Below are 25,230 nucleotides of genomic sequence, written 5' to 3'. Positions count from 1 at the left end.
CAATCGATACAAAACAACCGCCGATAGACAACTTTTCTAAATAGGCATGCCCCCACACTGTACGAATGACGCCTGGCGACCAACGGTAAGCAAAGTGGTACCATGCCGCCCTCGAAGTGACCCAACTTCATGATGCATAAAACGTGAAAAGCATCCGCTATGTACGCCAGCCTCAAGTCACTCCTCGCCAAATCCGCCTCCCGCAGCAATGCCCGTCGACTGGTTCTCGTGTTGTGCCTGTGCTCGCTGTTGCTGGGGCTGTGGGCCTACGCTCGCTCCGCACCCTTGCCGTTGACGGTGCTGCTACTCAACCTGGCCACCCTGGTGGTGTTGGGCCTGCTGCATTGGAATTCACGTAAATCGATCAAGTTCCAGCCCCAGGAACTGGCCGACCGCCTGTTGCAGGTCCAGGAAAACGAGCGGCACCGCCTCAGCCGTGAGCTGCACGACGATATCGGCCAATTGCTCACCGCCGCCAAGCTACAAAGCGAATGGCTCAAGCGCCGCCTGCCGGAAGACCTGCAGGGCCAATGCACGGTGCTGTGCAACACCCTGAACGAGACGCTGGCCAAGGTGCGCGACGTATCCGCCATTCTCAACCCTCGCCAGTTGGCCAGCCTGGGCCTGGAAGCCAGCCTGCGCGCGCACCTGCTCAAGACCCTAGAAAACACCCCGATTCACTGGAGCCTGGAATGCCAGCAACGGCTGACCGGCATCCCCGAAGAAATGGCCGTGGCCGCTTTTCGCATCACCCAGGAAGCGGTGACCAACATGCTGCGCCATGCCCAGGCGCAAAACCTGCTGGTACGCCTGCAGCGCCTACCCCAGGGCCTGTCGCTGTTTATCAGTGATGACGGCCTGGGTTTTTCGCCCGCCATCAACCCAGGCCTGGAAGGCCAACGGGGCATGGCCGGCATGTCCGAGCGGATTGATCAACTGGGGGGCTCGTTGTCCGTCAGCAGCCAGCCAGGCAAAGGCACACGGATCGACGCGCTTTTCCCCTGGGCGCCGCGCGCCCTCGAACGGGCCAGTTCCCCGAAGGTTATCGAGTGACCCGCACTTTACTCCTGGTGGATGACCACGCACTGATCAGGGCCGGCGTACGCGCACTGGTCCAGGATATTCCCGGCTACACCGTGATTGGCGAAGCCAGCGATGGCGCACAGGTGCTGGAAACATTCAGCGCCCTATTGCCGGATATCGTACTGCTGGACCTGTCGATGAAACACACTGGCGGCCTGGATGCGTTGCGTCAACTCAAGACGGCCTATCCCAAGAGCAAGGTGCTGATCCTGTCGATGCACACCGACCCAGAGCTGATCATGCGTGCGCTGGAGTCCGGCGCCCACGGTTACCTGCTTAAGGACACCACCGCCAACGAGCTGGAGCAAGCACTGCTGGCGCTGAGCAACGACGAGCGCTACCTGAGCCCGGCGATTGCCCACACCGTGATCAAACAGGCGCTGGTACGCAACCAGGCCCCGGCCTCCCCGGTCGCCCACAACCATAATCTCACCGCTCGCCAGCTGGAAATCCTGCGCCTGATCGTGCGCGGCAAATCCACCCGGGAAATCGCCCACGGCCTGGGGCTAAGCATCAAGACCGTAGAAGCCCACCGCTCGCAAATCATGAAGCGCCTGCAAATTTTTGATGTGGCGGGCCTGGTGTTATTTGCCGTGCGCGAGCAGATCATCAGCCTGGACGACTAGGGGCGAGCCCGGCGGCAAGTGCACGCGCAGGGCCTTGGGCACGATCTCGAAGTGCAAGTCATCGCCTTCCAGCGGTTCGCCATCCAGGTTGATGTACAAGCCTTGCGCGACCTTGATCTTGACCCACGGCAGGCGCGCGCGGACAAACATGGTGTCCAGGCCCCAGCCATTGTTCATCAGTTCACGCAGGGTGCCGACCACTTCCTGGGGCGCCGGCAAAATGCTGATATCCAGCAACCCATCGTCCACCAGTGCGCCAGGGCACAGCACATGCCCACCGCCTGCCTGGCGGCCGTTGCCGATACCCAGCGCGAGCAGCTCGCCTTTCCAATGGAAACCCGGGCCTTCCAACTCGCCATACGCCGCCTTCAACTCGCTGAAGCGCGACAAACCGGTAAACAAATAGGCCGCGCCGCCCAGCACTTTCTTCAGTTCTTCGGAGGTGTTGGCGGTGACCTGGCTGCCAAAGCCACCGGTCGCCATGTTGAGGAAGACTTGCCCACCGACGCGGCCGAGGTCGATCGCCCTGGCCGGCACGTCCAGCAGCGCCAGGGCCTGATCGGGCTGCAGCGGTACACCGGCGGCGCGTGCAAAATCATTGGCAGTACCCAAAGGCATCAGCACCAGGCTGGCGTCGGTCTCGGCCTGGGCCATCGCCTCGGCGACATCACGCAAGGTGCCGTCACCACCGCCGGCAATGATGCACGTGTACCCGCCGCCGAGGGCCTCTTTGACCAACCGCTGTGCGTCGCCGCCCTCCCACGTCACCCGCACCGCCAGCTCCCAGCCCTGCTCACGCCGAGCCAGCACGGCGGCGCGCACCTCCTCGTTGAGGGCTTGCTTGCCGTGGAGGATCAACAGGGCTTTGTGGGCGGTCATGGGGGAACTCTCCTGGGGTCAAAGGTACTTGAAGGATGTTGACCTTTGAGGAGATGAAAAAAGCCATCGGGTTTGGAATTTAATTGGCAGCGGGCAACATCAAGCGCCTACCGTTGGATAGGTATAAACCTGACAGGCCGCAATCAGCTTTTGTGCAACTTGCTCATCAACTGCGCCTCAGCCTGGGTCAACCCACACGACTGCGTCAGTTCATCCACGGTCGCGCCCATGCCCACCAGCTTCGCCGCCTGGGCAAAAGACAGGTTCGCTGGATCACGCTGCTCCAACTGCTCCAACTTATCCGGCATGGGTGCGAGGATCGCGCGCAATTCATGCACCTCATCCCCGACCCGCACCGCACTTTGCTGGAAGTGATCAACGCGCTTGGCCAACTCGACCACGCGCCGATCACGCAGGGCGTCGCGTTCGGCCTGTTGCGCCACCCACTCGCGTTGCTGGCGCGCTGAGCGCAGCAAAAACGCCAATGTCCCGGCCCATAACAGGGCCAGGACGATTACCGCTGCTTCAAGGAACAATCAGATGCTCTCCAGATCCGACCATTCTTCTTCGCTCATCATCTTGTCCAGCTCGACCAGAATCAGCAGTTCGCCGTTCTTGTTGCAGACGCCCTGGATGAACTTGGCCGACTCTTCGTTACCCACGTTCGGCGCGGTTTCCACTTCCGATTGGCGCAGGTAAACCACTTCGGCCACGCTGTCGACCATGATCCCGACCACTTGCTTGTCGGCCTCGATGATCACGATACGGGTGTTGTCGTTGACTTCGGTCGGTATCAGGCCGAAACGCTGACGGGTGTCGATCACGGTCACCACGTTGCCGCGCAGGTTGATGATGCCCAGCACGTAGCTTGGCGCACCCGGAACCGGAGCGATTTCGGTGTAGCGCAGCACTTCCTGCACGCGCATGACGTTGATGCCGTAGGACTCGTTGTCCAGTTTGAAGGTAACCCATTGCAGGATCGGATCATCCAAACCTTGTGCGGACGCTGACTTATTCATACCCCTGACCCCTTCAAATGCCGTTGGACACGGCGTGTGTGCTTCTTCGCTGTGGCCGCACAACCGTGCGGCCGATCTTGTTCAATTAACTGCGTTGCTGGCCCGGCATCGACTTGACCGCGCCGCTGGCGATCAACTCGGCCAGTTCGGCGACGTCGAGCAACGCGCACATGTGTTCGATCACGGTGCCCGCCAACCAGGGGCGCTGGCCCCGGTGGCTGCGCCATTTGATTTCATTCGGGTCCAGGCGCAACGAACGGCTGACTTGATGCACTGCCAGCCCCCACTCGTAGCCCTGCACCGAGATCACGTATTGCAAGCCCTGGCGGAAGTCATCGCGGTAGCGATCGGGCATCACCCAGCGCGCGGTGTCCAGCACCTTGAGGTTGCCGGCCTGGCTGGGCAGGATGCCGAGGAACCACTCCGGTTGCCCGAACAGCGGCGTCAACTCCTGACCTTCCAGCGAGTAAATCGAGCCCAGGCACACCAGCGGCACTGCCAGGGTCAACCCGGCGACGTCAAACAGCAGGCATTCGAACGGCTCTGCGGCCCACGCCGGACGGCCGTCACCGGTGACCGGCGGCGGTGTGATGCTCGGCGGCATGTGCACTTCAACCACCGGCTCGACCACCACAGGTGCAACCACCACAGGCGCGGCCACAACAGGTGCAATCGTCGGTACCACAACCTGCGCATCCCGCGCCTGTTCTTCCAGCACCGCCAACTGGAATTCATCCAGTGTGCTTGGCGCTTCGACGGCGGATTCAAGAGCCAGGATCGGTTCCGGCAGGTCTTCGGCGGTCGCTTCCTGCAGCAAGGCATCCAGGTAGGATTCCAGTGCCAGTTGCGGCCGGGTCTTGACCTTGAGTTCGACGGGACGGTTCATCACGCCACCTGCGCCACAAGTTGTTGCGACAGCAGGTGCTTGAGCAGCGCGCGGTACGCCAGCACGCCGCGACTTTTACCGTCGAACTGCGAAGGGGTCAGGCCCGCACGGCTGGCGTCGCGCAGACGCGTGTCCACCGGAATGTAGCCTTCCCAGATGGTGTCCGGGTAGGCATCGCGCAGTACGCGCAAGGTGCCGAGGGACGCCTGGGTGCGGCGGTCGAACAACGTCGGCACGATGCTGAACGGCAGCGCCTGTTTGCGTGAGCGATTGATCATCGCCAGGGTGCTGACCATACGCTCCAGGCCTTTGACCGCCAGGTGCTCGGTCTGTACCGGGATCACCAATTGCTGGCTGGCCGCCAAGGCGTTGACCATCAGCACACCGAGCAACGGCGGGCTGTCGATGATGGCGTAGTCGAAGTCCTGCCATAGTTGCGCCAGGGTCTTGGCGATCACCAGGCCCAGGCCGCTCTGCCCCGGCGACTGGCGCTCAAGGGTGGCCAGGGCGGTACTCGACGGCAGCAGGGAAATGCTTTCATTACTGGTGGGCAGCAGCAGTTGCCCGGGCAGATCGCTCGGCACGTTGCCCTTGTGCAGGAACAGGTCATAGCTGCTGTGCTCCAGCGCGTCCGGGTCGTAGCCGAAATAGCTGGTCATCGAGCCGTGGGGGTCCAGGTCGACCACGACCACGCGCTTGCCCGCATCAGCCAGCAAGCCGGCTAAGGCGATGGAGGTGGTGGTCTTGCCGACTCCACCTTTTTGATTGGCAACTGCCCAGACTCTCATTCAGTTGATTCCTCCCGGTGGGCACAGGCGCGACCGAGACAGTGCATAAGTTATTGAGCCGGTGACGGAGAATTGACGGAGCTTTGCCGTACCGGCGGCTTTGCAGAGGCCGGTGCAGTTTGTGTGCCAGCCCGCTTCAATGCTGCGTCCGGGCTCGCATTTGCCGTGCCGGTGCCGGTCAGGCTGCGGCGTACATCCAGGTTGCGCGAGACCACCAGCACCACCCGGCGGTTGCGGGCGCGGCCTTCTACCGTAGCGTTATTGGCCACCGGCTGGAACTCGCCGTAGCCGACCGACGCCAGGCGACTGGGGTTCACACCCTGCATCGCGAGCATACGCACGATGCTGGCCGCCCGGGCCGACGACAGCTCCCAGTTGGTCGGGTACTGCGCGGTATTGATCGGGAAATTGTCGGTAAAGCCTTCCACGTGGATCGGGTTTTCAAACGGTTTGAGGATCGCCGCCACCTTGTCGATGATGGTGAACGCCTGGTCGCTGGGCATGGCATCGGCGCTGGCAAACAGCAGGCTCGAATTGAGCTCGATCTCCACCCACAACTCATTGCCGCGCACGGTCATCTGGTTGGAGCTGATCAGGTCGCCAAACGCGGCGCTGATATCGTTGGCGATGCTTTTCAGCGGGTCGCCGGTGCCACCCATGCCGGCGGAGGTTTCATCGCTATCGTCGACCAGCGGCTTGGCCGGGGTCACGGTCTTGGGCCGCTCTTCGCCGATAGGGATCGGCTTGAGCGAGTGGTCGGCGTCGTTGAACACACCGATCAGGGCTTGGGAAATGACTTTGTACTTGCCTTCGTTGATCGACGAGATGGAGTACATCACCACGAAAAACGCGAACAGCAAGGTGATGAAGTCCGCGTAGGACACCAGCCAGCGTTCATGGTTGACGTGTTCTTCAGGCTCGCGACGGCGACGGCTCACAACCAATACCTCCCATCAGTCCATGAAGCCCTGGAGCTTCAATTCGATGGAGCGCGGGTTCTCGCCCTCGGCAATCGACAGGATGCCTTCGAGCAGCATTTCACGGTAACGCGACTGGCGCGTGGCAATCGACTTGAGCTTGCTGGCGACCGGCAACAGCACCAGGTTGGCACTCGCCACACCGTAGATGGTGGCGACAAACGCCACCGCAATGCCGCTACCCAGTTGCGACGGATCGGCCAGGTTGCCCATCACGTGGATCAGGCCCATCACTGCACCGATGATGCCGATGGTCGGCGCGTAGCCGCCCATGCTTTCAAACACTTTGGCGGCATTAATATCGCGGCTTTCCTGGGTATAGAAATCCACTTCCAGGATGCTGCGAATCGCCTCCGGCTCGGCGCCGTCCACCAGCAATTGCAGGCCTTTGCGCGCGTAGCTGTCGGGCTCGGCGTCGGCCACGCCTTCCAGGCCCAGCAGGCCTTCCTTGCGTGCGGTGAGGCTCCAGTTGACCACGCGGTCGATGCCACCGGCCAGGTCGACACGCGGCGGGAAAATGATCCAGATCAGGATTTGCATGGCGCGTTTGAACGAACTCATGGGCGACTGCAGCAACGCCGCGCCCACGGTGCCACCGATCACGATCAGCGCCGCCGGGCCGTTGGCCAAGGCACCGAGGTGCCCGCCTTCGAGGTAGTTGCCGCCGATGATCGCGACAAACGCCATGGTGATGCCGATCAGGCTCAGTACATCCATCAGAGGCAGGCCTCCACCAAATGCTTGCCGATATCGTCCAGGCTGTAGACGGCGTCGGCCAGGTCAGCCTTGACGATAGCCATCGGCATGCCATAGATCACGCAACTGGCTTCGTCCTGGGCCCAGATCGCACTGCCGCCCTGTTTGAGCAGGCGCGCGCCTTCACGACCGTCGGCGCCCATGCCGGTGAGCACCACCGCCAGAACTTTGTCACCGTAGGACTTGGCTGCCGAACCGAAGGTGATATCCACGCAAGGTTTGTAGTTGAGGCGCTCATCGCCTGGCAGGATTTTGATCGCACCACGGCCATCGACCATCATCTGCTTGCCCCCAGGGGCCAGCAGCGCCAGGCCTGGACGCAGAATGTCGCCATCCTCGGCTTCCTTGACGCTGATGCGGCACAGCTTGTCCAGGCGCTCGGCAAAGGCCTTGGTGAACGCGGCGGGCATGTGCTGGATCAGCACGATTGGCGCCGGGAAGTTGGCCGGCAGTTGGGTCAATACCCGTTGCAGGGCGACCGGGCCGCCGGTCGAGGTGCCGATGGCGACCAGTTTATACGCCTTGCGTTTCGGCGCCGGCGAATGGGCGCTCGGCGCAGGCGTGCGCGCAGGTGCTACGGCAGGCCGGGCCACAGGCGCCGGAGCCGGGCGACCAAACGCGGTGCTGGTGGGTGCGGCCGGGGCGGCGACCGGCGCGGGCGCCGGGGCGCTGAACAGGCTGCGACGGTTGCTGCGCGAAATGCTGTGGACCTTCTCGCACAGCATCTGCTTGACCTTCTCGGGGTTGCGCGAGATGTCTTCGAAATTCTTCGGCAGGAAGTCCACTGCGCCGGCGTCCAACGCATCCAGGGTGACCCGGGCGCCTTCATGCGTCAGCGAGGAGAACATCAATACCGGGGTCGGGCAGCGCTGCATGATGTGCCGGACTGCGGTGATGCCATCCATCATCGGCATCTCGTAGTCCATGGTGATCACGTCCGGCTTCAACGCTATGGCTTGATCAATCGCCTCTTTGCCGTTGGTGGCCGTACCGACCACCTGGATCGTTGGATCGGCGGAAAGAATTTCCGAGACGCGGCGGCGGAAGAAACCCGAATCGTCCACCACCAGGACCTTGACTACCATAAACACTCCGTTAGGCGGGGCGGGCAATACCGCCCTGCCCCACCAGAATCAAATACGCCGTGCGGCGTAACGCTTGAGCATGCTCGGAACATCGAGAATCAATGCGATGCGACCGTCACCGGTGATGGTCGCACCCGACATGCCCGGGGTTCCCTGCAGCATTTTGCCCAAAGGCTTGATGACGACCTCTTCCTGGCCCACCAGTTGATCGACGACAAAGCCGATGCGCTGGGTGCCCACGGAGAGAATCACCACATGGCCTTCGCGCTGCTCTTCATGGGCAGCCGAGGCGACCAGCCAGCGCTTGAGGTAGAACAGTGGCAACGCCTTGTCGCGCACGATCACCACTTCCTGGCCGTCCACCACGTTGGTGCGCGACAGGTCGAGGTGGAAGATTTCGTTAACATTGACCAGCGGGAAGGCGAAGGCCTGGTTGCCCAGCATCACCATCAGGGTCGGCATGATCGCCAGGGTCAACGGCACCTTGATGACGATCTTCGAGCCCAGGCCCTTGGTCGAGTAGATATTGATCGAACCGTTGAGCTGGCTGATCTTGGTTTTCACCACATCCATGCCCACGCCACGGCCCGACACGTCGGAAATCTCGGTCTTGGTCGAGAAGCCCGGGGCGAAGATCAGGTTGTAGCACTCGGTGTCGGTCAGGCGGTCGGCGGCGTCTTTGTCCATCACGCCACGCTTGACCGCGATACCCCGCAGGATCGCCGGGTCCATGCCTTTGCCGTCATCGGTGATCGACAGCAGGATATGGTCGCCCTCTTGTTCCGCCGCCAGAATCACCTTGCCGCCACGGGACTTGCCCGAGGCTTCGCGTTCTTCCGGGGTTTCTACGCCGTGGTCGACGGCGTTGCGCACCAAGTGGACCAGCGGGTCGGCCAGGGCCTCGACAAGGTTTTTGTCGAGGTCGGTTTCTTCACCCACCAGTTCCAGGTTGATCTCTTTCTTGAGCTGACGTGCCAGGTCGCGAACCAGGCGAGGGAAGCGGCCGAAGACTTTCTTGATCGGCTGCATCCGCGTCTTCATCACTGCGGTCTGCAAGTCGGCGGTGACCACATCGAGGTTCGACACGGCCTTCTGCATGGCTTCGTCGCCGCTGCTCAGGCCCAGGCGCACCAGGCGGTTACGCACCAGCACCAATTCGCCGACCATGTTCATGATGTCGTCCAGGCGCGCGGTGTCCACGCGCACGGTGGTTTCGGCTTCACTGGCGGGCTTGTCGGCCACGGCGGCGGCCGGGGCTCGCGCGGGTGCGGGAGCAGCAGCTGGGGCCGGCGCCGGCTTGGCGGCGGCAGGCGCCGCCGCTTTGGCTGGCGCTGGTTTGGCTGCTACCGGAGCTGCCGTCGCCGCTGCGGCCGGGGCCACTTCGGTGAACTTGCCCTTGCCGTGCAATTCGTCGAGCAACGCTTCGAATTCGTGATCGGAAATCAGCCCGTCGCCGGCAGGTGCTGCACTGGCAGCAGGTGCGGCGGCAGTCGCTGCGACTTCCGGCAAGGCATCGGCAGCAAAGGCGCCCTTGCCATGCAACTGATCGAGCAACGCTTCGAATTCGTCGTCGGTAATGTCGGTGCCGGCGGTCGCCGCCGGCGCTTGCGGCGCAGCCGTGGGTGCAACGGCGTCGGCGGCGAACTGGCCTTTGCCGTGCAACTGATCGAGCAGGGATTCGAATTCTGCGTCGGTAATGTCTTCGCTGGTCGGCACGGCGACTGCGGCGACCGCTTGCGGCGCTTCGGCTTCGGCCTTGACCGCATTGAGAGAGTCGAGCAGTTGCTCGAACTCGCTGTCGGTGACATCGGCTTCGGCTTCGACCACAGGCTCCGGAGCCGCTTCCACCACCGGCGCGGCCGAGGTGTCGGCAGGTTCAGCCAGGCGCGCCAGGGCGGCCAGCAGTTCCGGAGTGGCTGCGGTGATCGGGGCACGTTCGCGGACTTCGCTGAACATGCCGTTGACCGCATCCAGTGCTTCGAGAATCACGTCCATCAGCTCCGAATCAACGTGACGCTCACCCTTGCGCAGGATGTCGAACACGTTCTCGGCGATGTGGCAGCACTCCACCAGCTCATGGAGCTGGAGGAAGCCGGCGCCCCCTTTTACAGTGTGAAAACCGCGAAAAATTGCATTGAGCAGGTTCGCATCATCCGGTCGGCTTTCCAGCTCGACCAGTTGTTCGGACAGTTGCTCTAAAATTTCGCCGGCCTCTACAAGGAAATCCTGAAGGATTTCTTCATCGGCGCCGAAGCTCATGGGTGTGCTCCTTAGAAGCCTAAACTGGATAACAGGTCATCTACGTCATCCTGACCTGACATAACGTCTTCACGTTTATCGGCATGAATCTGCGGACCTTCACCCTTGGCGAGATGTTTTTGTGGATCTTTTTCCGAGAGGATCGCTTCGCGGTCATGTTCGATGCCGGCGAAACGATCAACTTGGCCTGCCATAAGCACCAATTTGAGCAAGTTGCTTTCCACTTCGGTGACCAATTGGGTCACGCGCTTGATCACCTGACCGGTGAGGTCCTGGTAATCCTGGGCCAGCAGAATGTCATTGAGGTTGCTGGAAACCGTGTGGTTGTCCTGTTCGCTACGCGACAGGAAACCTTCAACCCGACGGGCCAACTCACGAAATTCCTCAGCCCCCACTTCCCGACGCATGAAACGGCCCCAGTCAACGCTGAGCGCCTGGGCTTCATTGGCCATGCCGTTGACCAGAGGCGTGGCGTTTTCCACCAGATCCATGGTGCGGTTGGCCGCCGCTTCAGTCAGCCTGACCACATAGGACAGGCGTTCAGTCGCATCGGTGATTTGCGAAATCTCTTCGGCCTGGGGCATGTGCGGGTCAATCTGAAAGTTGACGATCGCACTGTGCAGCTCGCGTGTGAGCTTGCCCACTTCCTGATACAGGCCGCGGTCACGGGTCTGGTTAAGCTCATGGATTAACTGCACCGCGTCGCCGAACTGGCCTTTTTCAAGGCTCTCGACGAGCTGGTGAGCATGCTTTTTCAGGGTCGACTCAAAGTCCCCCTGTGACGTTTCTTTATGCTCCATAGCTCCCCCGTGGCAGCATCAATGACCGATGCGTTCGAAGATTTTTTCGATCTTCTCTTTCAAGGCCAGCGCAGTGAATGGCTTGACCACGTAGCCGTTGACCCCGGCCTGGGCGGCTTCGATGATCTGCTCACGCTTGGCTTCGGCGGTCACCATCAACACGGGAAGACTGCGCAGTTTTTCATCGGCGCGCACATGACGCAGCAAGTCGATACCGGTCATGCCGGGCATGTTCCAGTCGGTTACCAAAAAGTCGATGCTCCCGCTGTTGAGGATCGGAATCGCCGTAAGGCCGTCATCCGCCTCGACCGTGTTGGTGAACCCAAGGTCACGCAACAGGTTTTTTATGATCCGCCGCATCGTTGAGAAGTCATCAACGATGAGGATTTTCATGTTCTTGTCCAATTCGACCTCCAAGCAGTCTTAAACGCGCCCAGCACCTGGACGCGCCATTTCAATCAACAGGCGTTACACAAAAAAGGACTGCCCAGGGCACCACGAAACTCACCCGCGAAAACCAGAGCCCTCACGGTAGTGTTTGCAGTGTCCCCACACTGCCTGTCAGCGCGCGCGCCACTCTCCCAGGCGTCCCCGCAAGCGGGCTGCGCACTGGCTGTGCAGTTGGCTGACACGCGATTCGCTGACCCCCAGGACCTCACCGATTTCCTTGAGGTTCAGCTCTTCGTCGTAGTACAGCGCCAACACCAGTCGCTCACGCTCCGGCAAATTGGCAATCGCGTCCGCCAGCGCACCCTGAAAGCGTTCATCTTCCAGGTCACGCGACGGCTCGAGATGAGTACTCGCGCCATCCTCGTGCAGCCCTTCGTGTTCGCCGTCCTGCAACAGGTCGTCGAAACTGAACAGGCGACTGCCCAAGGTATCGTTCAAAATCCCGTAATAATCATCGAGACTCAATTGGAGTTCGGCCGCAACTTCGTGATCTTTAGCGTCGCGACCGGTTTTTGCTTCAATTGCACGAATTGCGTCACTGACCATGCGCGTATTGCGGTGTACCGAACGCGGCGCCCAATCCCCTTTACGCACCTCATCGAGCATCGCGCCACGGATACGGATACCCGCATACGTCTCGAAACTCGCACCTTTGCTCGCGTCGTATTTGGTCGACACTTCGAGCAGGCCGATCATGCCGGCCTGGATCAAGTCTTCGACCTGAACGCTGGCGGGCAGGCGTGCCAGCAAGTGATAAGCGATGCGCTTGACCAGGGGCGCATAGCGCTCGATCAATTCACCTTGGCTGTCACGTGCCGATTTTTTGTAAAGGTTATAGCCGCTGGCTGTCATAGCACCGGTCCTGCGCTCGTCTGATGCACCAATCGCTCGACGAAAAACTCCAGATGCCCCCGTGGGTTGGCGGGCAATGGCCAGGTATCGACCTTCTGAGCAATAGCCTTGAACGCCAAGGCGCATTTCGAACGAGGGAACGCTTCGTAGACTGCACGCTGCTTTTGCACAGCCTTGCGTACACACTCGTCATAGGGAACTGCGCCGACGTATTGTAAGGCGACATCGAGAAAGCGATCTGTGACCTTGGTCAACTTGGCGAACAGGTTGCGCCCTTCCTGCGGGCTCTGGGCCATATTGGCCAGCACGCGGAAGCGGTTCATGCCGTAGTCACGATTCAGTAGTTTGATCAGGGCGTAGGCGTCGGTGATCGAGGTGGGTTCATCGCAGACCACCAGCAGGACTTCTTGCGCGGCGCGCACGAAGCTGACCACGGACTCGCCGATCCCGGCGGCGGTGTCGATCACCAGCACGTCGAGGTTGTCGCCGATATCGCTGAACGCCTGAATCAGGCCGGCATGCTGCGCCGGGCTCAGGTGGACCATGCTCTGAGTGCCCGAGGCGGCCGGCACGATGCGGATGCCTCCAGGGCCCTGCAGCAGCACATCGCGCAGCTCGCAGCGGCCCTCGATCACATCGGCGAGGGTATGTTTGGGCGTGAGCCCCAGCAAAACGTCAACGTTCGCCAATCCCAGGTCAGCATCCAGCAGCATGACACGACGGCCAAGCTCTGCCAGCGCCAGGGACAAATTCACTGACACGTTAGTTTTCCCGACGCCACCTTTGCCGCCGGTCACCGCGATCACCTGTACGGGATGCATGCTGCCCATTTTATTTCTTTACCTTGTCTTGCTTAGACGCAGGCTACATGGGTTGGCCGCGTGAATCGCTGCAGACCATCGATGTAGATACAATTCAGGGTGTTCATGCTGCCCTCAACCCACCCGTTTTGCCGGGTTGTGGTAAAGGTCGGCGAACATATCGGCCATCGCTTCCTCGCTAGGCTCTTCTTGCATTTGCACGCTGACGGCACGGCTGACCAACTGATGACGGCGCGGCAGATGCAAATCATCTGGAATCCGCGGCCCGTCGGTCAGGTAGGCGACCGGAAGTTCATGACTGATCGCCAGGCTCAACACCTCGCCCAGGCTCGCGGTTTCATCGAGCTTGGTGAGGATGCATCCGGCCAGGCCACAGCGCTTGTAGCTATGGTACGCAGCGGTAAGAACTTGTTTTTGGCTGGTGGTTGCAAGCACCAGGTAATTTTTTGACTTGATACCACGCCCGGCCAGGCTTTCCAGTTGCATGCGCAACGCCGGGTCGCTGGCTTGCAGGCCGGCGGTATCGATCAACACCACACGCTTGCGCAGCAACGGATCGAGGGCGTTGGCCAGGGACTGGCCCGGGTCAACGTGGGTCACCGACACATTGAGGATACGGCCCAGGGTCTTGAGTTGCTCCTGGGCACCGATGCGGTAGCTGTCCATGCTCACCAGCGCGATATTCTGGGCGCCGTACTTGAGCACGTAACGCGCGGCCAGCTTGGCCAGGGTGGTGGTCTTGCCCATGCCGGCAGGGCCGACCATGGCGATCACGCCACCCTCTTCCAGGGGTTCGAGTTCCGGGGTCACGATCATCCGCGCCAGGTGGGCCAGCAACATGCGCCAGGCCTGGCGAGGTTCTTCGATTTCGGTGGTCAGCGCCAGCAGGTCGCGGGACAACGGGCCGGACAGACCGATGCGTTGCAGGCGACGCCACAGGTTGGCCTGTTGCGGTTTGCTGCCTTGCAGTTGGGTCCACGCCAGCGAACCAAGCTGCACTTCCAGCAGTTCGCGCAGGCCGTTGAGTTCAAAGCGCATCGAATCGAACACACGCTGGTCGACTGCGGCGGCCGGAGCTGGCGCGGCAGGACGCGGCGGTTCGATGAACGTCGGCTCGATCAACGGCTCGGCGGCGGTCAGCGGCAGGCCGGCGAACAACTGGCGATTGGTGGTCGCATCGCTGTCGCCACGCATGCTCAGTTCGGCCTGGGCCGAGACAATGCGCGAGGCAGTCTTGCGCAGCTCGTCTTCAAGCTCCATGTTCGGGACGCGCGGGGCCAGCGCCGAAGGGGTGTAATCCAGGGCAGCCGTCAGCTCGACACCGCCGGCAATACGACGGTTACCGATAATCGCAGCGTCGGCGCCCAGCTCGTCACGTACCAGTTTCATGGCCTGACGCATATCGGCGGCGAAAAAACGCTTTACTTGCATAACCCACTACCTCAGCCGTTGGGCCCTACTGTCGCGACGATAGTCACTTGCTTGTTGTCAGGGATTTCCTGATAAGCCAAAACGTGCAAATTCGGCACTGCCAGGCGTCCAAACCGCGACAACATCGCTCGGACCGGACCTGCCACCAACAGAATCACCGGTTGGCCCTGCATTTCCTGGCGCTGTGCGGCGTCGATCAACGAACGCTGCAGTTTTTCAGCCATGCTTGGCTCCAGCAGAACGCCCTCTTCCTGGCCTTGTCCTGCCTTCTGAATACTATTGAGCAATATTTGTTCCAACCTTGGCTCCAAGGTGATCACAGGTAGCTCAGACTCAACCCCTACAATGCTTTGCACGATAGCGCGGGACAATCCGACGCGCACCGCAGCCACCAGGGCGGCGGTATCTTGACTCTTGGCGGCATTGTTGGCGATGGCCTCGGCGATGCTGCGAATGTCGCGCACCGGCACTTGTTCGGACAGCAGCGCCTGCAGCACTTTGAGCAATTGCGACAGCGACAGCACGCCCGGCACCAGTTCTTCGGCGAGTTTTGGCGACGCCTTGGCCAGCAAACCCATTAATTGCTGGACTTCTTCGTGGCCGATCAGCTCGTGGGAGTGCTTGTACAGAATCTGGTTGAGGTGCGTGGCGACAACCGTACTGGCGTCCACCACGGTGTAACCGAGGGACTGCGCCTGGCTACGCTGGCTGACTTCGATCCATACCGCTTCCAGGCCAAAAGCCGGATCTTTGGCGGTTATACCGTTCAGTGTGCCGAACACCTGGCCGGGGTTGATCGCCAGCTCGCGGTCGGGGTAGATCTCCGCTTCGGCGAGGATCACGCCCATCAGGGTCAGGCGGTACGCGCTGGGGGCCAGGTCGAGGTTGTCGCGGATATGCACGGTGGGCATCAGGAAGCCCAGGTCCTGGGACAACTTCTTGCGCACACCCTTGATCCGCGCGAGCAATTGGCCGCCCTGGTTGCGGTCTACCAACGGAATCAGGCGGTAGCCGACTTCCAGGCCGATCATGTCGATCGGGGTCACATCGTCCCAGCCCAACTCCTTGGTTTCCTGGGCGCGGGCCGGCGACGGCAGCAACTCCTGCTGGCGCGCGATCTCTTGCTGGGCCTTCACTTTGATCACGTTCTGCTTTTTCCAGAACAGGTAGGCGCCACCGCCGGCCATGGCCGCCATGCTCAAGAACGAGACGTGGGGCATGCCGGGCACAAGCCCCATGATAGCCATGATGCCCGCCGCCACGGCCAGGGCCTTGGGCGAGGCAAACATCTGCCGGCTGATCTGCTTGCCCATGTCTTCGGAGCCCGATGCACGGGTCACCATGATCGCCGCTGCTGTGGATAACAACAGTGATGGCAATTGCGCCACTAAACCGTCACCGATAGTCAGCAGGGCGTAGACCTTGCCCGCATCGCCAAAGCTCATGCCGTGCTGGAAGATCCCGACCGCCATGCCGCCAATCAGGTTGATGAACAGAATCAACAGGCCGGCGATGGCATCACCGCGCACGAATTTGCTGGCACCGTCCATGGAACCGTAGAACTCGGCTTCCTGAGCCACTTCCAGGCGGCGCGTCTTGGCCTGGTTCTGGTCGATCAGGCCGGCGTTGAGGTCGGCGTCGATAGCCATCTGTTTGCCGGGCATGGCGTCGAGGGTAAAGCGCGCGCTCACCTCGGAAATCCGCCCGGCGCCCTTGGTCACCACCACGAAGTTGATGATCATCAGGATCGCGAACACCACGATACCGACCACGTAGTTACCGCCGATCACCACCTCACCGAAGGCCTGGATCACCTTACCGGCGGCGGCGTGACCGTCCTGGCCGTTGAGCATCACCACCCGCGTGGACGCCACGTTCAGCGCCAACCGCAGCAGCGTGGCGATTAGCAGGATGGTCGGAAAGACCGCAAAGTCGAGCGGCCGCAGGGCATAGACGCAGACCAGCAACACGACGACGGACAAGGCAATGTTGAAGGTGAAGAACACGTCGAGCAGGAACGGCGGTATTGGCAACATCATCATTGCCAGCATCACCAGCAACAACAACGGCACACCCAGATTGCCCCGCGACAAATCAGTCAGGGTGCCACGGGCCGTGTTGAGCATTTGAGAGCGATCTACCACCGGTATTCCTCGCGTTCCTTGAAGCAAAGTTTTGACGCTAGAGGGCGTCCTGAAGGCGGTATTGCAAGAAGCCTTCCAACTTTTGCTTGAGGTCGCAGATCCCTTATGGCGAGGACTGACTGGCGAATGAGCAGGTAGGGGATCAACTGATTCAAATGACCGAAGACCTGCTGGTCAACCTCAGCCAATGCATTGCTCAATGACTTTTCGTTTGAGCTGGAAAGAGTTCGACGCAAGGGCGCAAGGGCGCACTCAACGACCTGATGGCGGATCGTTCCGACATTCAGCGCGGGAACGATCAACCAGCCGGCTCTATTTAGAGAGGATTTTCACGCTCGCAGCCTGATCGCCCTTAGGCCCTTTTTCGACGAGAAACTCCACTTTCTGGCCCTCTTCAAGAGACTTGAAACCCTCGGCCTGGATGGCGGAAAAATGGACGAACACATCGCCGCCGCCATCCTGGCTAATAAACCCAAACCCCTTCTCCGCGTTAAACCATTTCACAGTGCCTGTTGCCATTGCCGTTCTCCGTACACTTCAATTAAGGACTTACACAGGTGTCGTCAGATCAGTCGAATGTCGCATGCATAGATGCCAGTCGGTCGATGGATCATCCAAAACTCCACTTTCTGCCCCTCCGACAGCAGGGGTCTATCCGAGCTGCATAGTTCTACCGATACATCTTCTGCCCCGCTGTCCAGCGCAATAGAACCCAATCCGGTCTGTTGGTCATAAGATTTGACCCTGCCTGTGAATAGCTGCATCGCCCCACTCCCTGCATCTTGTTGCGCAGTACGCGAGGTAATAGAACCGAGAGCAGGCGATGCTGGCTACTGTCAAAGTTGACAGGCCAGGAAGGTTTTACGACGAATGGCACGGTGCCAATTTGAACGACCCGTCAGGAATCGCGACGCAAGTCCGGCGGAATCGGCAGGTCTTTAAGCGGATCAGGCCGCTTCCCTTTGCCCGCACGGTACTGGCGAATCTGATAGACATACGCCAACACCTGCGCCACCGCCAGGTACAGCCCGGCAGGGATTTCCTGGTCGAGGTCAGTGGAGTAGAAGATCGACCGCGCCAGCTCCGGCGATTCCAGCAGCAGGATGCCATTGGCCACGGCGATTTCGCGGATCTTCAGGGCGGTGAAGTCGCTGCCCTTGGCCAGCAGCATCGGCGCGCCGCCCTTCTCCGGGTCGTACTTGAGGGCCACGGCGTAGTGGGTCGGGTTGGTGATCACCACGTCGGCGTCGGGCACCGAAGCCATCATCTTGCGCTGAGACATTTCGCGCTGCAGTTGGCGAATGCGTTGCTTGACCTCGGGGCGGCCTTCCTGGTCCTTGTGTTCGTCGCGCACTTCCTGCTTGGTCATCAGCAGTTTTTTGTGGCTTTCCCACAACTGGATCGGCGCATCCACGGCGGCGATCAGGATCAACCCGGCGGCCATCCACAACGCGCTCCAGCCCACCACTTGCACGCTGTGGATGATCGCTGACTCCACCGGTTCATGGGCGATGCGCAGCAAGTCGTCGATGTCGGAGGTCAATACCACCAGCGCCACGAACAAAATCAGGATGAACTTGGCCAGGGCCTTGAGCAGTTCCATCAGGGCCTTGGTGGAAAACATCCGCTTGAGCCCGGCGGCAGGGTTCATGCGGCTGAATTTGGGCGCCATGCTGCTCGCAGCGAATAGCCAGCCGCCAAGGGCGACGGGGCCGATCAGCGCCGCCAGCAACAAAGTGATCAAAATCGGCTGCACCGCCAGGATCGCGATTTTCCCCGAATGCAGCAGGTACTGCCCCATGGCGCCGGGGCTGAGCAGCACTTCACGGGGCAAGGTGAAGTTGAGCTTCATCAACTCCATCAGGTCGAGCGCCAGGCCGCCGCCGTAGATCAGCAAGGCGCCAGCACCGGCCATCATTGTCGCAACGGTGTTGAGCTCTTTGGAGCGGGCAATCTCGCCCTTTTCCCTGGAGTCCTTTTTACGCTTATCCGTGGGGTCTTCTGTTTTGTCCTGACCACTCTCGCTCTCGGCCATGGCTCAGCGCGCCCGTGCCAGATCACGTAAGAACTGCAAGGCGTCGGTCGCCAGCGGTTGATACTGATTGAGTATGTCGGCCATGCCGATCCAGAAAATCCCCATGCCCAACACCAGGGTCAACGGGAAACCGATAGAGAAGATATTCAGTTGCGGCGCCGCGCGGGTCATCACGCCAAAGGCGATGTTGACCACCAGCAGCGCAGTGATCGCCGGCAGCACCAGCAACAGCGAAGCGCCCAACACCCAACTGAGGCGCCCCACCAGCTCCCAGAAGTGATTGACCACCAGCCCCGAGCCGACCGGCAAGGTGGTGAAACTTTCGGTCAGCACCTCGAACACCACCAGGTGGCCGTTCATGGCCAGGAACAGCAAGGTCACCAGCATAGTCAGGAACTGCCCGATCACCGCTGCCGACACGCCGTTGGTGGGGTCGACCATGGACGCGAAGCCCATGCCCATCTGGATCGAGATGATTTGCCCGGCAATCACGAAGGCCTGGAAGAATAGCTGCAGGGAGAAACCCAGCAGCGAGCCGATAAGGATCTGCTCGGCAATCAGCATCAGCGCACTGAGGTCCAGCGCGTTGACGGGCGGCATCGGCGGCAAGCCCGGCATCAGGGCCACGGTGATCGCCACCGCGAAATACAGGCGGATGCGGCGCGGCACCAGGGTAGTGCCGAACACCGGCATGCTCATCAGCACCGCCGTGACGCGGAACAGCGGCAAGATAAACGAAGCCACCCAGGTACTGATCTGGGTGTCGGTCAACGCCAGCAGCGATTGCATGCGGTCAGCCGATCAACTGCGGAATACTGCCGTACAACTGCAGGATGTATTCCATGAAGGTCTGCACCAGCCACGGGCCGGCGACGATCAGGGTGATCAGCATCACCAGCAGGCGCGGCAGGAAGCTCAGGGTTTGTTCATTGATCTGGGTCGCGGCCTGGAACATCGCCACCAGCAGGCCGACCAACAGGCTCGGCACCACCAGCACGGCGACCATCATGGTGGTCAGCCACAACGCTTCACGGAACAGGTCGACGGCAACTTCTGGGGTCATGGCCCTACACTCCGCCGAAACTGCTGGCCAACGTGCCGATAATCAGCGCCCAGCCGTCCACCAGCACAAACAGCATGATCTTGAACGGCAACGAGATGATCAGCGGCGACAGCATCATCATCCCCATGGCCATCAGCACGCTCGCCACCACCAGGTCGATGATCAGGAACGGGATAAAGATCATGAAACCGATCTGGAACGCCGTCTTCAATTCCGAGGTAACAAACGCCGGCACCAGGATCGTCAGCGGTGCCTGATCCGGGGTGGCGATGTCGGTGCGCTTGGACAGACGCACAAACAGTTCAAGGTCGCTGGAGCGGGTCTGCGACAGCATGAAGTCCTTGATCGGGCCTTGGGCCTTGTCGATGGCGTCTTGCGCCGTGAGCTTTTCCGCAAGGTAAGGCTGCAGGGCTTGCTGGTTCACCTTGTCGAATACCGGCGCCATGATGAACATCGTCAAGAACAGCGCCATGCCGGTGAGGATCTGGTTCGATGGCGTCTGTTGCAGGCCCAGGGCCTGACGCAGGATCGAGAACACAATGATGATCCGGGTGAAGCTGGTCATCAGCATGACAAACGCCGGGATAAAACTCAGCGCCGTCATGATCAACAGGATCTGCAGGCTGACCGAATACTCCTGGGCCCCGGCCGCGTTGGTGCCCAGGGTAATCGCCGGGATCGACAACGGGTCGGCGGCGAACGCCAATGGCGCGGCCAGCCACAGCATGAGCGTCAATAAAACGCGCATTACTTCTTATCCTTCTGATCCTTGCCCAGCAACTCCATCAGGCGCTGGGCGAATTCTGGCGTGGCGGCCTGGGTCGGGGCGACGTTGACCGGCGTCTTGAGCACGTGCAGCGGGGTGATGCGGCCGGGGGTGAGGCCCAGCAGGATCTGTTCCTCGCCCACCTGCACCAGCACCAGCCGATCACGCGGGCCGAGGGCGCGCGAACCGATCATCTCGATGACCTGGGCGTTGCCCGGACCAATGTTCTGCACACGACGCATTAGCCAGGCCAGCACAAAAATCAGCCCGACCACGAGCAACAGGCCCAGCACCAACTGGGTCAGTTGGCCACCGATGCCGCTGCTCACCACGGGGGCGGCGGCCGCTTGCGCGACCGGCTCGGCCGCGAGGGCGCTCAATGGCAGCGCCAAAAACAGTCCCGCCATCGAATACTTCATGTCAGCGCAGCTTCTTGATGCGTTCGCTCGGGCTGATCACGTCGGTCAGGCGAATGCCGAACTTTTCGTTGACCACCACTACCTCGCCATGGGCGATCAGCGTGCCGTTGACCAGTACGTCCAACGGCTCACCGGCCAGGCGATCCAGCTCGATCACCGAGCCCTGGTTGAGCTGCAGCAGGTTGCGGATGTTGATGTCGGTGCTGCCGACTTCCATGGAGATCGACACCGGGATGTCGAGAATCACGTCCAGGTTCGGGCCGTCGAGGGTCACCGGGTTGTTATTCTTCGGCACGCTGCCGAATTCTTCCATGGGCATGCGGTTACTGGCCGGTGCGGTGGAGGCATCGGCCGCCAGCAGCGCGTCGATATCGTCCTGGCCAACATCGCCGGTTTCTTCCAGGGCCGCAGCCCATTCGTCGGCCAGGGCCTGGTCTTCGGCGGAAGTGTTTTCGTGTTCGGTAGCCATTACATGTCCTCGGCGGAGCAAACATTCATAAATAAATAGGGGTGCATCAATACGGGTGACTCAGCGCCGGCTGATCGACTCCACCACTTGCAGTGCCAGTTTGCCCTTGTGCGAACCAAGCTTGACCTTGAACGACGGTACGCCGCTGGCGCGCATGATCAGTTCTTCCGGCAACTCGACGGGAATCACGTCGCCCGGCTGCATGTGCAAAATATCCCGCAGGCGCAGTTGGCGACGGGCCACGGTGGCGGTCAGGGGCACGTCGACGTCCAGCAGGTCTTCGCGCAGGGCCTTGACCCAGCGTTCGTCCTGGTCGTCGAGGTCTGACTGGAAGCCGGCGTCGAGCATTTCGCGCACGGGCTCGATCATCGAGTACGGCATGGTCACGTGCAGGTCGCCGCCACCGCCATCGAGTTCGATGTGGAAGGTAGACACCACAACGGCTTCGCTGGGGCCAACGATGTTGGCCATGGCCGGGTTCACTTCCGAGTTGATGTACTCGAAATTGACCTCCATGATCGCCTGCCAGGCTTCCTTCAAGTCGATGAAGGCCTGCTCCAGCACCATACGCACCACGCGCAGTTCAGTAGGGGTGAACTCGCGGCCTTCGATCTTGGCGTGACGGCCGTCGCCACCGAAGAAGTTGTCCACCAGTTTGAACACCAGTTTGGCGTCGAGGATGAACAACGCAGTACCGCGCAATGGCTTGATCTTGACCAGATTGAGGCTGGTAGGCACGTACAGCGAGTGTACATATTCGCCGAACTTCATCACCTGCACGCCGCCCACCGCCACATCTGCCGAGCGGCGCAGCATGTTGAACATGCTGATGCGGGTGTAACGGGCGAAACGCTCATTGATCATTTCCAGGGTCGGCATGCGTCCACGGACGATGCGATCCTGGCTGGTCAGGTCATAACTTTTGACGCTGCCGGGCTCAGCAGCCATTTCGGTCTGTACCAGACCATCGTCCACGCCATGCAGCAGCGCATCGATTTCATCCTGGGACAGCAGGTCTTGCACGGCCATGTCGTGATCCTACTGCAATACGAAATTAGTGAAGAGCGCCTGCTCGACCACCACTTTGCCGAGCTCTTTCTGGGCCACTTCCTGCACGCTGGCAGTGACCTTCTGGCGCAACATTTCCTGGCCCACCGGCGTAGCCAGGCTGTCGAAACTTTGCGCGGAAAACAACATCACCAGGTTATTGCGGATCACCGGCATATGCACCTTGAGGGCCTCAAGGTCCGCCTGGTTGCGCGCCAGCAAGGTGATGCTCACCTGCAGGTAGCGTTGACGACCGTTCTGATTGAAGTTGGCGACAAAGGCCGGAAGCATCGGCTCGAAGATTGCCGGTTGCTTGACGTTACTGGCAGTTTCGGCGGCGGGCGCCGGTTTGCTCGCACTGCTGTGCATGATGTACCAAGTGCCGCCCACGGACGCGCCAATCGCCAGGACCAGGCCCAGGACAATCAACAGGATAAGCTTGAGCTTGCCCTTGCCCTTACCTGCGGGTGCTTGTGCTGCGTCTTCGCTCTTCGCCATGCCAATAATCCGTCACTATTTGGGGATTCATAGATCTACGGAAAGGCAAGAGCAAGTGTTATGCCAGAGTTGTCTGGCAATCGGGGAAGAGAGATCACCGCGAATCGAATGTAGGAGGGGGCTTGCTCCCGATAGCGGTGTGTCAGTCAATAGATTCATTGGCTGATACACCGCCATCGGGAGCAAGCCCCCTCCCACACTTGAGCCGGTGCCAGGCTTAGGATCAGGCGTAATAGTCAACGGCGCTGGAGCCAATCACGGTGGCCGTCACCGGCGCGACGGCCGCGGCCACTTCGGCATGATCGGCAACGTCGCCGCTGTCACCCCGACCGCCACGACCACTGACACCGTTCGCCTGGTTCTGGTTCTGTTGCTGTTGACCCTGGCCCTGCCAACCACGGGACTGGTCGGACACATTGACGTCGACCTGCCCCATGCCCTGCTGGGCAAACATCTCGCGCAAACGGCCGGACTGGGTTTCCAGTGCTTCACGCACAACGGCGTGACCACTCATGAAGGTGACCTGGGCCTGCTGGTCGGCCGTCATGTTGACCTTGATATCCAGGCGCCCGAGTTCGGCCGGCTGTAGCTGGATCTCTGCCGACTTGAGGTTGGCGCTGGACAGGTACATCACGCGGTTGACCACTTCCTCGGTCCAGCCGCTCTGGTGCATGGCCAGCGGTGCGTTGGCGACCGGCGGCAAAGCATTGGCGGTTTTCGGCGTGGCGGCCTGGGTCAGTGCGGCCAGGCGGTTGGCGAAGTCATCGACACGCGTGTCGCTGCTGGCGCTCTTCAAATCCTTGAGGCCGCCTTCGATCAACCCGCCAAAGGCTTTGTCGCCGCCCTGGTCGGTGCTGTCCTTGCTGGCTTGCTGGTCCACCATGTTAGCCAGGCCCGTGGCGAAGTTCTGCGCAGCGGTCGGCTGGTCCTGGGACGGCGGCGCGGCGCTCTGCGGGGCCTGACTGCTGGCCGACACATGACCGCCCTGCTCCATCGCCAGGCGTACCGCCGGCATCGCATCCAGAGGGTCTGCCGTGGGATCGAAGGCCGGCTTGGCCACATCGGTCGCTGCCAGCGGTGCCGTGACCACCGGCTGGGCCTTGTCATCCTTGGCGGCGGCAGCCGGGGCTGGCGTTTCCACCGGCACTGGCACTGGCACAGCAACCGGCGTGACCGTGACAATCAGGGCCGGATCAACCACCGGGGCAACCACTGGGTCTACCGCCGGCTGCTGCGCCAGGGCTGGGTCGGCGGGCGGGGTTTGATCACTGCTGGCGCTGTCGGCGGGTTTGGCCGGCGGTTCGGCTGGCAAGGGTTTGCCGCTATCGGCAACCGCTGGCGTACCGGCGGCAGGCTTATCGTTGTTCGCGGCAGGTTTATCGTTGTTCGCGACAGGCTTATCGTTGCCAGCAACAGGCTTGGCACTCGCGTCAGCAGGCTTGTCGCGCGCGGGCTTGGCCGAGTTGTCGTCGGCCTTGGCCGAGGGCTTCGAACCTTGGCTGGCGAACACCTGAGCAAAGCCAGGGCCCTTGTCCCGCGGCTCCGCGGCCGCCGCCGGTGGATTGGCGGCAGGCGCTTGAGGCTTGGCCGCAGGGGCAGCCTGAAGGAGCGAATTAGGGGCGACTGGCATAGGTAAGGTCTCCACTGCATGGGAATCGGGGATGCAGTATCAGGAGATATAGCAAGAGTCGGGCCAGCTCTGCGGAAAAGCGGTGTGGGGCCTGAAATTAAAGCTGGAAGCGCTGGCGCTCCGACTCATACAGCGGCTTGACCAGCGCAAACTCATGGTCGATCTGATCGACCAAGGCCCCCAGGTCCGCCGCAGCCTCGACAGACTCAACCTCCAAGCGCTGGCACAAGTGCGCCAACCGCACTGCACCGAGGTTACCACTGCTGCCCTTGAAACTATGGGCGATGCGCGCCAACGCCTTGGCATCGTCGCGAGCTTTGCGCAGCGCTTCGACGCGCTTTTGCGAATCATCGAGAAAGGTATCGAGCAATTTGGGGTACTCGCCTTCCATGACTTCCTGCAAACCCGATAACACGTCCGGGTCCAGATGAACCTCAACCACTTGTT

Annotated in this window: 28 protein-coding genes; 2 read left to right on the top strand and 26 right to left on the bottom strand. The window is 61.1% G+C overall.

The genetic code is table 11. From position 1 onward, the window contains the following. Positions 1-159 precede the first annotated feature (159 nt). Together ACP7CJ_RS17365 and ACP7CJ_RS17360 are read left to right on the top strand one after the other, a co-directional pair. Positions 160-1,053: a sensor histidine kinase gene (locus ACP7CJ_RS17365; protein ID WP_276194190.1), complete on the top strand. Its 894-nt coding sequence runs from the start codon at positions 160-162 to the stop codon at positions 1,051-1,053. Then, positions 1,050-1,709: a response regulator transcription factor gene (locus tag ACP7CJ_RS17360; RefSeq protein WP_247406288.1), complete on the top strand. Its 660-nt coding sequence runs from the start codon at positions 1,050-1,052 to the stop codon at positions 1,707-1,709. The genes ACP7CJ_RS17365 and ACP7CJ_RS17360 overlap by 4 nt, the downstream gene beginning before the upstream one ends. On the opposite strand, the gene yegS is transcribed toward ACP7CJ_RS17360, so the two are convergent. From yegS to ACP7CJ_RS17230, 26 genes are all read right to left on the bottom strand, one after another. Then, on the bottom strand, positions 1,668-2,588 hold the full coding sequence (yegS, locus tag ACP7CJ_RS17355) for a lipid kinase YegS (RefSeq protein ID WP_426100037.1): 921 nt from the start codon (positions 2,586-2,588) through the stop codon (positions 1,668-1,670). The genes ACP7CJ_RS17360 and yegS overlap by 42 nt on opposite strands. Positions 2,589-2,731: 143 nt before the next feature. Beyond that, positions 2,732-3,124: a DUF2802 domain-containing protein gene (locus tag ACP7CJ_RS17350; protein ID WP_426100038.1), complete on the bottom strand. Its 393-nt coding sequence runs from the start codon at positions 3,122-3,124 to the stop codon at positions 2,732-2,734. Then, a complete protein-coding gene (locus tag ACP7CJ_RS17345; protein WP_198717126.1) occupies positions 3,125-3,607 on the bottom strand; it encodes a chemotaxis protein CheW in 483 nt (160 codons plus the stop codon). A gap of 85 nt (positions 3,608-3,692) precedes the next feature. Then, complete coding sequence (locus ACP7CJ_RS17340) at positions 3,693-4,493, bottom strand: CheW domain-containing protein (protein WP_426100039.1); 801 nt, start codon at positions 4,491-4,493, stop codon at positions 3,693-3,695. Then, positions 4,493-5,281, bottom strand: coding sequence for a ParA family protein (locus ACP7CJ_RS17335; protein ID WP_198717128.1), 789 nt, complete (start codon positions 5,279-5,281; stop codon positions 4,493-4,495). The genes ACP7CJ_RS17340 and ACP7CJ_RS17335 overlap by 1 nt, the downstream gene beginning before the upstream one ends. Positions 5,282-5,331: 50 nt before the next feature. Then, positions 5,332-6,219 carry a flagellar motor protein MotD gene (gene motD / locus ACP7CJ_RS17330; RefSeq protein WP_276194192.1) on the bottom strand — a complete coding sequence of 296 codons (888 nt, stop codon included), beginning with the start codon at positions 6,217-6,219 and terminating at the stop codon, positions 5,332-5,334. Between the two features lie 15 nt (positions 6,220-6,234). Further along, complete coding sequence (locus ACP7CJ_RS17325) at positions 6,235-6,975, bottom strand: flagellar motor protein (RefSeq protein ID WP_247405923.1); 741 nt, start codon at positions 6,973-6,975, stop codon at positions 6,235-6,237. After that, positions 6,975-8,099 carry a protein-glutamate methylesterase/protein-glutamine glutaminase gene (locus tag ACP7CJ_RS17320; protein WP_253397691.1) on the bottom strand — a complete coding sequence of 375 codons (1,125 nt, stop codon included), beginning with the start codon at positions 8,097-8,099 and terminating at the stop codon, positions 6,975-6,977. Before ACP7CJ_RS17320 ends, ACP7CJ_RS17325 begins: the two co-directional genes overlap by 1 nt. Positions 8,100-8,147: 48 nt before the next feature. Next, a complete protein-coding gene (locus tag ACP7CJ_RS17315) occupies positions 8,148-10,358 on the bottom strand; it encodes a chemotaxis protein CheA (protein ID WP_426100040.1) in 2,211 nt (736 codons plus the stop codon). 11 nt (positions 10,359-10,369) lie between these two features. Further along, on the bottom strand, positions 10,370-11,158 hold the full coding sequence (locus ACP7CJ_RS17310; RefSeq protein ID WP_017845401.1) for a protein phosphatase CheZ: 789 nt from the start codon (positions 11,156-11,158) through the stop codon (positions 10,370-10,372). Between the two features lie 18 nt (positions 11,159-11,176). Then, complete coding sequence (locus ACP7CJ_RS17305; protein ID WP_247407279.1) at positions 11,177-11,551, bottom strand: chemotaxis response regulator CheY; 375 nt, start codon at positions 11,549-11,551, stop codon at positions 11,177-11,179. Between the two features lie 168 nt (positions 11,552-11,719). Next, positions 11,720-12,460 carry an RNA polymerase sigma factor FliA gene (fliA, locus tag ACP7CJ_RS17300; protein ID WP_247407275.1) on the bottom strand — a complete coding sequence of 247 codons (741 nt, stop codon included), beginning with the start codon at positions 12,458-12,460 and terminating at the stop codon, positions 11,720-11,722. Then, positions 12,457-13,290, bottom strand: coding sequence for a flagellar synthesis regulator FleN (fleN, locus tag ACP7CJ_RS17295; RefSeq protein WP_003192912.1), 834 nt, complete (start codon positions 13,288-13,290; stop codon positions 12,457-12,459). The genes fliA and fleN overlap by 4 nt, the downstream gene beginning before the upstream one ends. A gap of 105 nt (positions 13,291-13,395) precedes the next feature. Next, positions 13,396-14,712, bottom strand: coding sequence for a flagellar biosynthesis protein FlhF (gene flhF, locus ACP7CJ_RS17290; RefSeq protein WP_276194196.1), 1,317 nt, complete (start codon positions 14,710-14,712; stop codon positions 13,396-13,398). Positions 14,713-14,723: 11 nt separating this feature from the next. After that, a complete protein-coding gene (gene flhA / locus ACP7CJ_RS17285; protein WP_276197973.1) occupies positions 14,724-16,838 on the bottom strand; it encodes a flagellar biosynthesis protein FlhA in 2,115 nt (704 codons plus the stop codon). A 330-nt stretch (positions 16,839-17,168) separates the two neighbouring features. Further along, positions 17,169-17,375 carry a cold-shock protein gene (locus ACP7CJ_RS17280; protein WP_276194197.1) on the bottom strand — a complete coding sequence of 69 codons (207 nt, stop codon included), beginning with the start codon at positions 17,373-17,375 and terminating at the stop codon, positions 17,169-17,171. A 379-nt stretch (positions 17,376-17,754) separates the two neighbouring features. Then, positions 17,755-18,891 carry a flagellar biosynthesis protein FlhB gene (flhB, locus tag ACP7CJ_RS17275; protein ID WP_276194199.1) on the bottom strand — a complete coding sequence of 379 codons (1,137 nt, stop codon included), beginning with the start codon at positions 18,889-18,891 and terminating at the stop codon, positions 17,755-17,757. Positions 18,892-18,894: 3 nt separating this feature from the next. Then, a complete protein-coding gene (fliR, locus tag ACP7CJ_RS17270) occupies positions 18,895-19,680 on the bottom strand; it encodes a flagellar biosynthetic protein FliR (RefSeq protein WP_276194200.1) in 786 nt (261 codons plus the stop codon). 4 nt (positions 19,681-19,684) lie between these two features. Next, positions 19,685-19,954, bottom strand: a complete 270-nt coding sequence (gene fliQ / locus ACP7CJ_RS17265; protein WP_003214552.1) for a flagellar biosynthesis protein FliQ — start codon at positions 19,952-19,954, stop codon at positions 19,685-19,687. 4 nt (positions 19,955-19,958) lie between these two features. Continuing rightward, a complete protein-coding gene (fliP, locus tag ACP7CJ_RS17260) occupies positions 19,959-20,702 on the bottom strand; it encodes a flagellar type III secretion system pore protein FliP (protein WP_198717140.1) in 744 nt (247 codons plus the stop codon). Then, positions 20,702-21,139, bottom strand: a complete 438-nt coding sequence (fliO, locus tag ACP7CJ_RS17255) for a flagellar biosynthetic protein FliO (RefSeq protein ID WP_276194201.1) — start codon at positions 21,137-21,139, stop codon at positions 20,702-20,704. The genes fliP and fliO overlap by 1 nt, the downstream gene beginning before the upstream one ends. Before the next feature lies 1 nt (position 21,140). Next, complete coding sequence (gene fliN / locus ACP7CJ_RS17250; RefSeq protein WP_276194202.1) at positions 21,141-21,608, bottom strand: flagellar motor switch protein FliN; 468 nt, start codon at positions 21,606-21,608, stop codon at positions 21,141-21,143. 60 nt (positions 21,609-21,668) lie between these two features. Next, complete coding sequence (gene fliM, locus ACP7CJ_RS17245; RefSeq protein WP_247408025.1) at positions 21,669-22,637, bottom strand: flagellar motor switch protein FliM; 969 nt, start codon at positions 22,635-22,637, stop codon at positions 21,669-21,671. Between the two features lie 9 nt (positions 22,638-22,646). After that, the gene (gene fliL / locus ACP7CJ_RS17240; RefSeq protein ID WP_247408027.1) at positions 22,647-23,153 is read right to left on the bottom strand and encodes a flagellar basal body-associated protein FliL; all 507 of its coding nucleotides are present in this window, start codon (positions 23,151-23,153) and stop codon (positions 22,647-22,649) included. A 223-nt stretch (positions 23,154-23,376) separates the two neighbouring features. Further along, complete coding sequence (locus ACP7CJ_RS17235) at positions 23,377-24,783, bottom strand: flagellar hook-length control protein FliK (protein WP_426100041.1); 1,407 nt, start codon at positions 24,781-24,783, stop codon at positions 23,377-23,379. A gap of 97 nt (positions 24,784-24,880) precedes the next feature. Next, a complete protein-coding gene (locus tag ACP7CJ_RS17230; protein ID WP_247407287.1) occupies positions 24,881-25,225 on the bottom strand; it encodes an Hpt domain-containing protein in 345 nt (114 codons plus the stop codon). Positions 25,226-25,230: the final 5 nt, after the last annotated feature.

Source organism: Pseudomonas sp. PSPC3-2 (assembly GCF_049897085.1).
In the GTDB taxonomy this organism is placed as follows: Bacteria; Pseudomonadota; Gammaproteobacteria; order Pseudomonadales; family Pseudomonadaceae; genus Aquipseudomonas; species Aquipseudomonas paraveronii.
Note: the sequence above shows the minus strand (reverse complement) of the source record. Positions and strands in the feature narration are given on the sequence as shown.

Coding starts and splice junctions, on each gene's coding strand:
- ACP7CJ_RS17365 (WP_276194190.1), top strand. CDS start 160: ATGTACGCCAGCCTCAAGTCACTCCTCGCCAAATCCGCCTCCCGCAGC.
- yegS (WP_426100037.1), bottom strand. CDS start 2,588: ATGACCGCCCACAAAGCCCTGTTGATCCTCCACGGCAAGCAAGCCCTC.
- ACP7CJ_RS17345 (WP_198717126.1), bottom strand. CDS start 3,607: ATGAATAAGTCAGCGTCCGCACAAGGTTTGGATGATCCGATCCTGCAA.
- ACP7CJ_RS17340 (WP_426100039.1), bottom strand. CDS start 4,493: ATGAACCGTCCCGTCGAACTCAAGGTCAAGACCCGGCCGCAACTGGCA.
- ACP7CJ_RS17335 (WP_198717128.1), bottom strand. CDS start 5,281: ATGAGAGTCTGGGCAGTTGCCAATCAAAAAGGTGGAGTCGGCAAGACC.
- ACP7CJ_RS17325 (WP_247405923.1), bottom strand. CDS start 6,975: ATGGATGTACTGAGCCTGATCGGCATCACCATGGCGTTTGTCGCGATC.
- ACP7CJ_RS17320 (WP_253397691.1), bottom strand. CDS start 8,099: ATGGTAGTCAAGGTCCTGGTGGTGGACGATTCGGGTTTCTTCCGCCGC.
- ACP7CJ_RS17315 (WP_426100040.1), bottom strand. CDS start 10,358: ATGAGCTTCGGCGCCGATGAAGAAATCCTTCAGGATTTCCTTGTAGAG.
- ACP7CJ_RS17310 (WP_017845401.1), bottom strand. CDS start 11,158: ATGGAGCATAAAGAAACGTCACAGGGGGACTTTGAGTCGACCCTGAAA.
- ACP7CJ_RS17305 (WP_247407279.1), bottom strand. CDS start 11,551: ATGAAAATCCTCATCGTTGATGACTTCTCAACGATGCGGCGGATCATA.
- fliA (WP_247407275.1), bottom strand. CDS start 12,460: ATGACAGCCAGCGGCTATAACCTTTACAAAAAATCGGCACGTGACAGC.
- fleN (WP_003192912.1), bottom strand. CDS start 13,290: ATGGGCAGCATGCATCCCGTACAGGTGATCGCGGTGACCGGCGGCAAA.
- flhF (WP_276194196.1), bottom strand. CDS start 14,712: ATGCAAGTAAAGCGTTTTTTCGCCGCCGATATGCGTCAGGCCATGAAA.
- flhA (WP_276197973.1), bottom strand. CDS start 16,838: ATGCTCAACACGGCCCGTGGCACCCTGACTGATTTGTCGCGGGGCAAT.
- ACP7CJ_RS17280 (WP_276194197.1), bottom strand. CDS start 17,375: ATGGCAACAGGCACTGTGAAATGGTTTAACGCGGAGAAGGGGTTTGGG.
- flhB (WP_276194199.1), bottom strand. CDS start 18,891: ATGGCCGAGAGCGAGAGTGGTCAGGACAAAACAGAAGACCCCACGGAT.
- fliR (WP_276194200.1), bottom strand. CDS start 19,680: ATGCAATCGCTGCTGGCGTTGACCGACACCCAGATCAGTACCTGGGTG.
- fliQ (WP_003214552.1), bottom strand. CDS start 19,954: ATGACCCCAGAAGTTGCCGTCGACCTGTTCCGTGAAGCGTTGTGGCTG.
- fliP (WP_198717140.1), bottom strand. CDS start 20,702: ATGCGCGTTTTATTGACGCTCATGCTGTGGCTGGCCGCGCCATTGGCG.
- fliO (WP_276194201.1), bottom strand. CDS start 21,139: ATGAAGTATTCGATGGCGGGACTGTTTTTGGCGCTGCCATTGAGCGCC.
- fliN (WP_276194202.1), bottom strand. CDS start 21,608: ATGGCTACCGAACACGAAAACACTTCCGCCGAAGACCAGGCCCTGGCC.
- fliM (WP_247408025.1), bottom strand. CDS start 22,637: ATGGCCGTGCAAGACCTGCTGTCCCAGGATGAAATCGATGCGCTGCTG.
- fliL (WP_247408027.1), bottom strand. CDS start 23,153: ATGGCGAAGAGCGAAGACGCAGCACAAGCACCCGCAGGTAAGGGCAAG.
- ACP7CJ_RS17235 (WP_426100041.1), bottom strand. CDS start 24,783: ATGCCAGTCGCCCCTAATTCGCTCCTTCAGGCTGCCCCTGCGGCCAAG.